The organism is Allostigmatella hybrida (assembly GCF_020103775.1).
Lineage (GTDB): Bacteria > Myxococcota > Myxococcia > Myxococcales > Myxococcaceae > Hyalangium > Hyalangium aurantiaca.
The window spans coordinates 289,473-302,048 of the sequence record NZ_JAHXBH010000004.1; the positions used below are offsets into that span (position 1 = coordinate 289,473).

Consider the following 12,576-nt stretch of genomic DNA (forward strand, 5'->3'; position numbering starts at 1 on the left):
GACTCCCAGACGTACGGCTTCTGTGGGACATGTCCGGCGCAACGGAGAAGGGCACCCGGACCCAGGGGGACGAGATGGCGAGCAGGAAGGTCGAGGAGGGCCGGCTCAAGAGGCTCAACGCGCACGCGGCGAAGGGCGGCGAGTACGTGCTGTATTGGATGCAGCAGAGCGCCCGCGCGGAGCACAACCCCGCCCTGGAGTACGCGGTTCAGCAGGCGAACGCGGCGAAGCTCCCACTGCTCGTGGGCTACGGGCTGATGGATGACTACCCCGAGGCGAACGTTCGCCATTACCGCTTCCTCTTGGAGGGGCTCCAGGACTGCCAGCGGACCCTGGCGGAGCGGGGAATTCCCTTCGTGCTCCAACGGGGTGCGCTGCCCGAGGTGGCGCTGAAGCTCGCGCGGAACGCGGCGCTCGTGGTGTGTGACCGGGGCTACCTGCGGCACCAGAAGCAGTGGCGGGAGCAGGTGGCCCAGAAGGCCCCCTGCCCGGTGGTGCAGGTGGAGGCGGACGTGGTGGTGCCGGTGGAGGTGGCCTCGGTCAAGGCGGAGTATGCGGCGCGCACCCTGCGGCCGAAGATTCACCGGCTCTGGGAGACGTACCTGGTGAAGCTCGCGCCCACGCCGCTCCAGGTGGACTCGCGGAAGCTCGGCGTGAAGGGCGTGAACCTGGAGGATGTGGACGCGGTGCTGAAGAAGCTGGTGCTGGACCGCTCGGTACCCCCGGTGCACCACCGCTTCCGGGGGGGCACGCGGGAGGCGAACCGGCTGTTGCGGACGTTCCTCAACCGGCACCTGCCCGAGTACCAGGAGAACCGGCCGCACCCCGAGACGGACCACGTCTCGCACATGAGCAAGTACCTCCATTTCGGGCAGATCAGCCCGGTGGTGATTGCCCTCGCGGCCCGGGAGGCCCGGGCATTGCGGCCGCAGCGGGACACGTTCCTGGAGGAACTCATCGTCCGGCGGGAATTGGCGCAGAACTTCGCCGAGTACACGCCTCAGTACGATTCCTATGCCTGCCTTCCGGCCTGGGCGCGCAAGACCTTGGCGGCCCACATGGGGGACGAGCGCCCCTTCCAATACACGAAGGATCAGCTCGAACAGGCACGCACGCATGACCCGTACTGGAACGCCGCGATGCGAGAGATGCGTTACACGGGCTACATGCACAACGCCATGCGCATGTACTGGGGGAAGAAGATCCTGGAGTGGGGGAAGACGCCCGAGGAGGCGTACCGGACGGCGCTGACGCTCAACAACACGTACTTCCTGGATGGGCGCGACGCGAACTCCTTCACCAACATTGGCTGGGTGTTCGGCTTGCATGACCGCCCCTGGGGCGCGCGCGCCGTCTACGGCACCGTGCGCTCCATGTCCTCCAAGGGATTGGAGCGAAAGGCAGACATGGCTGCCTATATCGCGAAGGTGGACGCACTCGTGGAAGAAGCGAAGGCGGCCGGGGTGTGGTTCGAGGATGATTAAATATTTGTTAAGCGCTCAGCGTACCTTCATTGGTAAATACGAAAAAGAATGTGTTCGTTTGCTGCGCGAATGCCTTTCAATCCCGGCGCTTTTGCTGGCCGTGAGACAAAACACGCAAAGAGGAGCGGGAATCGAATCCAAAGTAAGGTGGAAGCAAAACTCTAAGCAGGCTGCGCTGTTGTCGGCTAAGAGTTCCTAACAAAAATCAGATTTGAGGGGCCATTCCCCTCGGGGCGGCGGCCCCAGCCCTTATTTTTGGTAGGAAATCTCAAGGCGAGGTGGTGCGGTTGCTGAGGGTTGTGCGCCACCGTGCGATGCGCTTGCTGGAGAAAACCTGCCCGCCCCAGGGCCCGAGGTACTCCGCGAGCTTACGAAGAAGGTATGTTAGGATGCTCTAGATGAGTGAGAGCGCCAACACTGCAGGCGGCCGTGCTACCGAAACGGGCATGGCCTTCCAAGCTGCCGTCGCGACTTGGTTCGCCGTCCAGATGCTCGCTGACGTGCCTGTCGGTTCTACCTTCGGTCTGTCGGCGGGCCTGAAGATCTCCGGACTTCAATGCGAGACCGGGGATGCTATTGACGACATCGTCGTTCGGCTTGACGGCGGAGGGGCCATTTATGTGCAGTGCAAGACACGGCCAGCTCTGGCAGTGGGGTCTGGTACCCCTCTTGCGAAGGGGCTTGCTCAGGTCGTTGCTCTGTATGCGCGCCAGAAGAATAGTTCGTCGCCTAATGGCCACGTTCGTGCCCTGCTTGCGGTCGCCGAAGACGCGCCACGAACCCTCGATACGCTGAATTCGGCTTGCCGCCTGTTCGACTATGGTGGCGTGTGGGATGAGGTGAATGCGCGAGCGACTGCCGAAGCGCAAAGGGCCTTGCAGGTGTTCGAAACCCACGTCCGCTCCGCTTGGCCTAACGATCTGAACACGCCGCTTGATGTAGGTGATCTCGTCGAACTCGCGCGGTTGTTCCAGATCCGACGGTTTCCCGAGGACACCACGAGTGAGGCTTGGCGTACCACCGCACAACTCCTTGGCCGGAGCCTCTATGGCTCCGAGGGCATCGGCGAAGGGCCGATAGATACCCTCCTTGGTCTCAGCCGTCGATTCATGCGCACTGGCGCGCCTATCGACCGCACGGGCTTGTTACGTGGGCTCCGCTCTGCGGGGCACGTCGATGTTTCCTCGCCAGGTTTCGACAAAGACATCAAGAAACTGTTCACCTACTCCCACGAAGAGCGAGAGCGCCTGCGCAAGCACAAGAGCTTGCCGATTGATGACGGAATCCCTATCCTACGGGACTGTCTCGCCCCGCTCCGAGCGGCTGCGGAGAGCGGAAGCCTGCTTGTCACTGGAGAACCGGGGGCCGGCAAGACAGGTGTTTTGCTACAACTTGCGGACCAAGTGGAAAAAGCGCCGGGACCGGTCATCTTTCTATCCGTTGAGCGATTCTCTGGCTTACTCAAGCGGAGCGACTTCCGCGATGAGCTCGGGCTGGGCCATGAGCTGATCGACGTTCTGAAAGCCTGGCCTGGCGCTAGTCCTGGCTTGCTGATCGTGGATGCTCTCGACGCTTCGCGGGGCGGTCCGTCCGAGGCGGTCATCGCATCGTTCATTGAGGATGCGGTTCGCAGCCTAGGCGCACGCTGGTCGATCGTTGCATCCATCCGAAGCTTTGACCTTCGCAACGGCCGTCGTTTCCGGGAACTCATGCCTGGTGAGATTCCTAACCTGAATTTCGCTGAAAAAGATCTCCGAGGTATCCGGCATTTCCACGTGCCAAGGCTCTCCGCTGGAGAAGTAGAGGCCGTGGCTGCGGCAGCGCCAAGGCTTCGCGAACTGGTAGCCTCGGCGCCGGACAAGTTAAGAGACCTGCTCCGCAACATCTTCAATCTCTCTCTAGCTGCTGAGTTATTGAGTGTCGGCGAGGATCCACAATCTATCCGTACTGTGTCCACCCAATCGGAACTCATCCGCCAGTACGAGAATAGACGGCTCCCGAATCAACGCCTTCACCTCGCCGTAAAGGCTGTAGTGGCCGTTATGGTTCGCCACAGACGACTCACGGTTCGAGCGACGGACATTGAGAATGAAGCGGTGGAAGAAGTGCGTCAAGCCGGGGTGCTGAATCCTGCCGGTGACAACGTGGCCTTTGCTCACCATGTGCTCTTCGACCACATCGCCGCCCGTTTCTACCTTTCGTGGAATGATCCAGATGCCCTGCGTGTGCAAATCACCCAAGACTCGACGATTGGGCTCATGCTCGGGCCGGCCCTGAGGTTTGCTCTAGAGCAAATGTGGAAGGAACCCAACGGACGGCCGACCACTTGGCGCTTTCTCGTAGATGTCGCCGGGGTGGCCGTCCCGGATCCAGTGATCCTGAGCATTGTTCTTAGGACCGTTGCGGAGCATGTCGATGTACCATCGGACATCAATGACCTTTGCTCCTTCATTGAGTCTGGGAAGGTTTCGGAAGCAGTCGGTCGGCTCGTGGGCCAACTGGCTCGGTTTGTTGGAATGGCTGCTGCTGAGAGGGGCGGTCTCCCAGCGTCGGCGGCCAAAGCCTGGGCCCACGTCGCATCCATCGCTGCTGCGACAAAGATCGAACGGATTGTAGATGCGTCCCGGGTGCTGTTACTGACTCTCGCGGACCAGGCTGACTGCACGGATCCAAGCGTCTTGACTGTATTTGGTGGCGCTGCGCGGACTCTCTTGGACACAGCTTGGTCGCTTCCTTCGGAGCACCCGGCTCTGACCACGGCGGGCATCCGCTTCGTGGCAAAATCCTACGGAACGGATCCTGACGCTTCGCGCAAACTCTTGAGCCGCATTCTGGACGACCGTTTCGAAGAGCACGCGCCGCAGGAGGCGCCTTGGCTCGCAGAAGGTGTCACAACGATCATTCCGCACGACCCGAATTTTGTCGCCCGGATCTACACGATACTGTTCGGGAGGGAGGTGACAGATGATGCAAAGACATGGCTAGGCGGGTCTCCGAGTCGGCTTCTTGCGATGACTTCCACCCGCCGACAGGATTACGAGCAGGCTCGTTGGCGCTTGAACGAGGCGCTTGGGCCCTTTCTGGAAGTGTCCCCAGGTGCTGGCACTGCAGGGGTGATCGGCGCCGTCCAAGGACTCGACGCAGCAGAGCGGCACGGCCACGACAATCCGCAGGTGGTCACTCGCCTAAGAGTCGGCGAAAAAGATCTCCAAGTCATCGACGACAACTTGTCCCTCCATGACTGGCGGGAGGCAGATACCCACGAAGAGGAGCCCCTGATCGCATTTGTGACCTTCCTCCGCACCTGCCCGCGGGAAGCCTTCCGCGAGGCGGTGGCGGCTGCCTTGGCTCTTCCCACGAATGCGTCCGTATGGGCTCGCCTGCTCAGGATGGCTGCTCAACGCCCCGAGGTGGCGGATGACATGCTCTGGCCCTTAGCCGTGCATCCCCACTTCACGGCGCTCCAAGGCCTGTCGCGCGACGCGGTGATTTTCCTGGCTGCTGCGTACCCACGGCAGCCGCCTGAGTGTCGTTCGGCTTTCGAGGTAGAGGCTTTGGCGCCAGACCTTTTCCCAAGCGAGCAAGAAGCCAACTGGTGGGCCTCAGTTCTCAATCGGTTTCTTTCAATTGCCCCTGGCGATCAAATTGTAACTCGTGAGATGCGCGCTCGGCGGTCCGACCTGGAGGCGTCTAGCAGGCTCACTGGGAATCCGCCGCTCCAAAGAATGAGCATCGAATGGGGCTCAACGAGAGATGTCGTCGACAACCTGCTGCGCACTCAAGGGGCGAATCTTGAGCGAAGCCCTGACCGCGAAATCCGTACTGCCAGTCGCAAACTTGAGGACCGTCTCAAGCAGCACACGGATGCTCCCGATACAGCCTACCTCGTGAATCTATGGGCTGACATCATAGCCCTTGTTCAACTCCTCGATTTAGGGGCTCAACAGGCTCCCCACCCAAAGCTTGTCCATTCCAGTTGGGGAGAGATCAGCAATGGCGTCGAGCGGCTTGCCAAGAGCAAAGATTATTCGCCAGAATCCGACGGGTTACCACAACTCGATGCCCTGCTGGATTTACTCGATCGACTGTTGGCGAGTCCCTATCCCGAGCGCACGGATACTCCCGAAGAGATGAGCTGGAGCAACTGGGATGTCCGAGTCTATGCTGCCTCAAGCTTGGTGGCTCTCGCGCCGAGGTTCGCGGAAACTCGGTTCGACATTGTCGACCGGATGGCCGCATGCCTACGCGATTCTGCTCACACGGTGCGGCTCCAGATCGCCCGAGGGCTAAGTGCCCTGTATGACGTCGCAAAAGAGCGAATGTGGACGCTAGCGGCCGAAGTTGCCGATCGCGAGATGCATAGAGGCGTGCTTCAATTCTTCGCCAGCGATTCCATGCGAGTGCTGTCGTACGCTGAGCCCGAACAGTGCGCGGTAATTCTTGATCGGCTGCTCACGCGCGATTGGGACCTCCGAGACGTGCGGGGGGCAAGCCATCCTCACGCGAGCGATGCGTTCGCTCGCCTAGTTGCATTCCTGTACGTGGCTCGCAGCCAGAATCTTGCTTGGAAGTGGATTGAGCGATGGGCCTCTGATTTACGTCACGGCGAAGCTTACATCGTGCCGATGCTGCATGACCTGCGACAGGTGTTCTTCTTCCCCTACTCGGACACTACAAAGCCTGAACAGCTTGAGATGGCGAAGAGAGCGCTCAAACTGCTTGATCTCGTCGTTGGCGCATCCGTCCGCGCTATTGATGAGGCTCGCCTACATTTGTTGGGTTCCTCCTCGCAAGAAGTGATCGAAGTTTGGCGACCACTGTATGTGGCTGGCGATCATGTGATCGGTCAGGTTTGCAGTCAATTCTATTTTGGCTCAGGCGCATTTCAGTCGCTAGAGAGGAGCGAAGCTGCGCTTGGCCTTGCCACTTCCAAGGCCAAACAGAGTTTCTTGGCCGACAATGCGATGGTCCTTGATGAGATCGCCGCTCACGCTCAAGCCCGGACAGTCCACAATCTCGTCGAACTGCTCGCCTATCTCGTAGACGGCGACCCTCCTGGGGTGTTCGATCGGATCGCTAAGGTTCTCCTCGGGCCAGCTGCTGAAGGTGGATACCAGTTCGAGGCACTCGGTTTGAGTAGCTTGGTGAAATTGGTCCGACGTTATTTGGCCGACCACCGTCCGATTTTCGACGATGCCTCTCGCCGTCGTACCCTTGTTAAAATTTTGGAGCTGTTCTCGTCAGCAGGTTGGCCCGAGGCTCTAAAGCTGCTCTTCGAACTGCCGGAACTGCTACGATGAGCGAAGCGGATAGAATTACTGCTTTTGAAAAAGCACTGCGGACTGCCTTCACGCAGTTTAAGCTCGAAGAGCAGGTCATTAGGGCCAAGCACGCTGCAGCCGTCCAGTCGGGGAGTCTGCGCGTTCCGCTCGACGACGACGCACTTCTTGAGCGGCCGACACGGCGCTTTCTAATCGATCCGATGCTGCGAGCTCTTGACTGGAATCCAGACAACCCAAATCAGTTGCAGGAGGAGGCGAGGAGCTGGGCCGAGAACGGCGATCGACTTTATTTTGATTACTTAGGTGTCAGTTGGCAACGCGCACCGACCCTTCTCGTCGAAGCGAAGGGTGCGGATTCTGTGAGTGCTAGACCGCCGCGTGAAGACAACATCAGCGCCCGGCATATGTCGGAATTGATCAGTGAAGCACTAGCCAAGCTGAAGACCGGCGACAAGCCCGGTGTTCTGGCGCAGTGGATCGTTTGGCTTAAGGATCTTCGCACATACGTTGCTTCGTTCAGCGAGGCGGATCGCTCGACACTTAAGCGAGTCGTGATTACTGCCGGATGTTGGCTGATTGTCTTTAAGAATCCCTTAACGGCATTCATCAACGATGGAAGTCCTGACCCCACCGAGATTCACTGCTATACTTCACCAGACGAAATTCTTGAGAGGCACCGCGAAATCTATAGTCTATTAGATCGTCGCCGGCTTATCGATACACTCCCGCTGACTATGAAACTGGGAGAAGCGCTACAGTTGCTTAAGCCCGAGTCATTGACTCAAGCGTACAGAGGAGTTGTGGTGGCGACCCGAATGATAGGGGGGATGCGCAGTGAATTCCCTCATCGTGTTGTCTATCCTGCGCTTGTGCTGATCAGTGGCGGTCGAGCGTTCGCGGTGGTTGACTACAGCACAACCCCTGCCTTCGAGCCGCGAGAGGCTAGCCAGCTCCGCACTTTTATCGCGGGCCTTACAACGAAAGCTAATCTTTTTCAAGGACGTGTGCTGAACGCTTTCAATCGAAGCGACCTGCAGATGATGCCGACATCCAATTTTCCCATCAACATTCGAGAGTCGGAACTCGGGGCTTCGTTTGCGCCGGAGCCTGGCTCGACGGTGGCTCTTGCTCCGACAGTTTCGCTCCGGCCTCAGCTAGTTCGACAGACTGGAGAGCGCAACGCACAGTATGAGTTCTTGGTGATCACCGGCCAAAGCTGGTTCTACAAGGAGGCCCTCCCTGCGGGACCAGAATGCGATTTCCACAACTTTCGGATCGCTAAGAAACGCGGTGCTGCGGGCGAGCAAGGACGATTCGAGCATATTGTTGATAGCTTCACGACTTCAGATGACCTTCAAAACTGCGAACACGCGGATCTCCTTGGCCTTCGGCGATCGCGCTGTCAGGTACTACAGATCGAATCGCACCTGTGCTGTAGGACATGCATCTTCCACGAGATCTGCTGGGAGACTGTCGAACTCAGCCGACTCCCCTGCGGGAAGTGATCTATTAGGATTGTAGGACCGCGCTATTTACGGCATCGTGCGATCTATGTTCTCCAAGGGGCTGGAGTGAAAGGCAGACATGGAGGCCTACCTCGCGAAGGTGGGCGCACTCGTGCGGGAGGCGAAGGCGGCGGGGGGCGGCTCACGAAGGATTGACTCCTGTTTAGGAGATGTTGGCGGTCTCTGGGACGGGAGCGGTCTTTGAGCATGAGGGCGGCGCTGAAGGCCCAAGCGTTGAACGCGCCGTTCAGAGGGGGAGCAACCGTTCCCGGAGAACGTGCTTCTGAATCTTGCCCAGTGCGTTACGCGGTAGCGCGTCAACGAATTCCACGCGGCGGGGCTTCTTGAAGCTGGCCAGCCGGTCCTTGCACCAATCCACCAAGGCCTGCGCGCTGGGCGCGGGCTGTCCGGCGGCGGGAACCACCACGGCGACCACATGCTCGCCGAAGTCCGGGTCCGGAAGCCCAAGCACCGCCACCTCGCCCACCCCTGGGTGCGTGGCGAGCACCTCCTCGACCTCTCGCGGGTAGATGTTGAAGCCACCGCTGATGATCAGCTCGCGTGCGCGGCCTGTAATGTGGAAGTAGCCGTCCGAATCCCGCAGCCCCAAATCGCCTGTCCGGAACCACCCCCCGTCCTTGTCGAAGGACTCCTCCGTGGCCTGTTCGCGCCTCCAGTAGCCCGAGAAGACGTGAGGGCCCCGGACTTCGATCTCGCCCGGCTCTCCATCCGGCACGGGCTTGCGCGTCCGCACGTCCACCACACGCGCCGCCTGGCCGGGGAAGGGCATGCCCACCGTGCCCGGCCGGCGCTCCCCCTCATAGGGGTTGGTGGTGTTCATGATCGTCTCCGTCATCCCGTAGCGCTCCAGAATGCGCTGGCCGAACTCGGCTTCGATCTCCTGGAAAAGCTGGGCGCTGAGCGGTGCCGAGCCCGAGACCATCAGCCGCAAGGGACGGGGCAGGACCCCGGTGCGCCGGGACTCCTCAAGCAGCCGCCCGTACATGGTCGGCACACCGAAGAACAGCGTGAACGCCGGATCCGCGTGCAGACGCTCCAGCACCTCCGGGGCCACGAAGCGGCGGTGCAACTCCGCGCTGGCGCCCGTGTAGAGGGTGCCGTGCAGGCCCACCAGGAGCCCATGGGCGTGGAACAACGGCAGGACGAGCAGCAGCCGGTCCTCCTCCGTCCACCGCCAGGCCTGGGTCACGGCCCGGATGTTGGAAAGCAGGTTGCTCTGCCGCAGCATGGCTCCCTTGGAGCGCCCGGTGGTGCCCGAGGTGTAGCCCAACACTGCGATGTCGGTGCCCCCAGGCAGGGACATGGGGCGCTCCTCCACTGGCTCGGCGAGGAGCGTGTCGAAGGAGAGGAGGGGCCGGGAGGGTGGGGGCGAGGCGGTGAGCGGCTCCACGGTGATGAGCCACTCCAGCGCGGGAAGCTCCCCCAGGAGCGGTGTCAGCTCGGCCGCGCCCGCGTCCCCGGTGATGCAAACGCGGGCTTCGGAGTCGCTGAGGATGTGGTTCAGCTCCACCTGCCGGTACTGCGTGTTGACGAGCACCACGATGCCCTGGGCGTACTGCACGCCCAAGTAGGCGATGACGAACGCCGGGCTGTTCTCCAGATAGAGAGCGACACGCTCCCCCGGCTTCAGGTGACGGCGAAGGAGCGCCTGCGCGAAGGCAGTCACGTCACGGGCGAGTTCGCCGTAGGTGTAGCGCTTCGCATCGAAGCGCAGGGCCAGCCGGTGTGGAGTCTTCCGGGCGTGCTCCAGGAAGACCTCCAGGATGCTGGAGGGACTTCCTGGGCCGTGCTTGTCCGGAGGCGTCGAGGGCGGATGCGGGAGCGTCATGGGCAGGTGAGCCTACCCAATCCCAAGGGCCGTGTTCCGCGGAGACTTACGGCCGTGCCCGGTTACGGCAACTCTTCGACCATCAGCAGGTTCTGCCCCCGGTTCCAACCGAAGAAATTGGAGCCGCAGGTGCTTCCATCCTGTTGCAGGGTCGTCGACCAGATAGAGAACGTGTGGTAGCCAGGCATCAGGTTGGGAACAAGGCACGTCAGGTTCATCGGATGATGGTGATTTTGAGCAGGCCCCACGCCCGAAACGAATTGGCCGTTGATGCACCCAGTCGGCTGGTAGTCGACGTACAGCTGGAAAGAGCCCCCTTTCTTGTTGCAATTGCCCACCGCACGGAACGTGTCCGAATAGGTCACCTTCAAGGTCTTCCCGGGTGAACTGACGCTGTGCGCAATCTGCCGCGCACCGACACCCGCCCAATCTCCAGAGAGTTCACCACTCCCGATGTTCATGTTCGAGAAGGTGAGCCCGGTATTCGGAAGTTCCTCGACGAGCAGAAGGGGACTGCTCCGCTCCCAACCCAGGTATGCATCTCCCCCTCCTGCTGTCTGCGAGAACGCTACGTCCAACTGATGCCTCCCCGCGGAGACGTTATGGAGGATGCAGGTCATCACGAAAGGATTGATGATATTGCCACCCTTTCCCTGCGCATCGTACTTGCCCGTGTAACAACTGGTGGTAGCGCCATCGAGCCGTACCATCACCGTCGCGGATGCGCCATCCAGTGCAGTACCCGCCCGGAATGTGTCCGCGAGCGTGACTTTGAGAAGCGAGGACGCGGACTGCTTCGTGAAGGTGACCTCCCGTCCGTTCACCTTGACGAGCGACGTGCTCCCCGTGCCCTCGCCTATGCCTTCCTTCGAAAATGCGTAGGGCTGGGTATCATCCATCTCCTCGGCGAGGAGTAGTGCACTGCCGCTGTAGTTTCCGCCAATGTAACTGGTTCCGAGCTCCGCGATCGACCACACATCGAATTCATACAGACCTTTGGGAAGTTGATCAGTCAGGCAGACGTTCGCGAATGGAAATTGATAATCCTGACTTGCGAAGGACAGATTGGAGTTGTGCTGCTTGGCGTCGCAGCCCATCCCGCTGCCATTCATTCGCACCGAGTACCAGCCACCTCCTCCGGGGGAGTTGAGACCCACCCGGAAGTTATCGGAGATGGTGAGCTTAATGCGAGACGTATTCTTGGTCTTGTAGAGCGACACCCGGCGAGACACGGGGACCCACAGGGTGGTGATCTCTCCAGAGGGATAGCCTCCCCGTGGGTTGCTCGCCCACTTCGTCCGGAAGAGATTGGCCATGCTGCACACGAACTGGGTGGTCGTGACCTCGGCGTCGTTCAGGACCTTGTCGCCATTCAGATCGAGGCCACTCTTCACGGCCGTGCCGCCGTAGGCACAGTTGGTGCCCGAGGCGTCGAGGTCGAGCCGGACGAGGGAATTCCTTCCATTCTGACCGTCGTTGCCACGCAGGCCATTGCACACGAAGGTGGTGTTCGTGACCTCGCTCGTTTCGAGCGTTCCATTGGAGTTGGCGTCGAGGCCACTCTTGACGGCCGTGCCCCCCTGACCGCAGTTTGCTCCGGACGGCTCGGCATCGAGCCGGATGAGGGCTTGGTGGCCGGCCGCTTCTGCAAGAGGAGTGCAGACGTACTGAGTCGTTGTCACCTCCGTGCTCTCGAGTTGCGCGTTGGCGTTCACGTCGATGCCCCCGAGCACGGCCGTTCCACTCCGTGAACAGTGCGCACCGGAAGCCTCGGGGACCAACTTCACCAAATAAGTGTTCCCACGCCTCCCGTCTTCGCCGTTGCAGAGGTACTGCGTGCTCGAGACCTCGGTGTCTCCCTGGATTCCGTCTGCGTTCGTGTCGAGGCCGGACAGGATCGCCGTGCCACCGGACGCGCACTGGGCGCCTGCGGACTCGGGCATCAGCTTCACGAGCGACATGCTCCCGGTCTGGCCCCCGCCACCGCTGCACACGTACGAGGTCTGTTTCACCTCATCGTCGGACAAGGCTCCGTCCTCATTGTCGTCGAGGCCGGTCTGGATCGCAGTGCCTCCTTGGGGGCACCTCGTTCCTGGTGGTTCCGGAACGAGCCGGACCGAGGCATTCTTGCCGTCGGTGCCATTGTGTCCACCCGCTCCCACGACGTCCGGAGGCGAAAAACAGGCGGTGAGCGCGACAACGAGACCGGCCACGACGGACCGGCGCCAAATCCAATGCTGGTGCATTCGAACTTCTCCCCCATAACTGGCTCGCGGGACACGCACTTCACGATTCACGCGCAGGCCAGCGGGAGGGAGAGAACCTTGTTTTCACTCTCAACGTCAAACCGTCACGGCTTCGATGGCCGGGCGCCTGTCTGACCGGTGACAGCAAAATGACAGCGATGTCGCTTGTCCGTCAGGCGTCTGTGATTCGGGGGCCTCCTGCTGCGTGGA

5 protein-coding genes are annotated in these 12,576 nt (G+C 60.8%); 3 read left to right on the forward strand and 2 right to left on the reverse strand.

Annotated elements, in window-relative coordinates; genetic code table 11:
• Positions 1 to 74 precede the first annotated feature (74 nt).
• The 3 genes from KY661_RS10185 to KY661_RS10195 all read left to right on the forward strand — a co-directional run bounded on the left by KY661_RS10185 (position 75) and on the right by KY661_RS10195 (position 8,271).
• Entirely contained in the window at positions 75 to 1,484 is a 1,410-nt protein-coding gene (locus KY661_RS10185) for a deoxyribodipyrimidine photo-lyase (protein ID WP_225410017.1), read from the forward strand.
• 398 nt (positions 1,485 to 1,882) lie between these two features.
• Positions 1,883 to 6,784: a hypothetical protein gene (locus KY661_RS10190; protein ID WP_225410018.1), complete on the forward strand. Its 4,902-nt coding sequence runs from the start codon at positions 1,883 to 1,885 to the stop codon at positions 6,782 to 6,784.
• A complete protein-coding gene (locus KY661_RS10195) occupies positions 6,781 to 8,271 on the forward strand; it encodes a hypothetical protein (RefSeq protein WP_225410019.1) in 1,491 nt (496 codons plus the stop codon). The genes KY661_RS10190 and KY661_RS10195 overlap by 4 nt, the downstream gene beginning before the upstream one ends.
• A gap of 247 nt (positions 8,272 to 8,518) precedes the next feature.
• Here the strand turns inward: KY661_RS10195 and KY661_RS10200 are convergent, their stop codons facing one another.
• Both KY661_RS10200 and KY661_RS10205 read right to left on the reverse strand, forming a co-directional pair.
• On the reverse strand, positions 8,519 to 10,120 hold the full coding sequence (locus KY661_RS10200; RefSeq protein WP_225410020.1) for an acyl-CoA synthetase: 1,602 nt from the start codon (positions 10,118 to 10,120) through the stop codon (positions 8,519 to 8,521).
• 62 nt (positions 10,121 to 10,182) lie between these two features.
• Positions 10,183 to 12,366: a DUF7151 family protein gene (locus KY661_RS10205; RefSeq protein WP_450097570.1), complete on the reverse strand. Its 2,184-nt coding sequence runs from the start codon at positions 12,364 to 12,366 to the stop codon at positions 10,183 to 10,185.
• Positions 12,367 to 12,576: the final 210 nt, after the last annotated feature.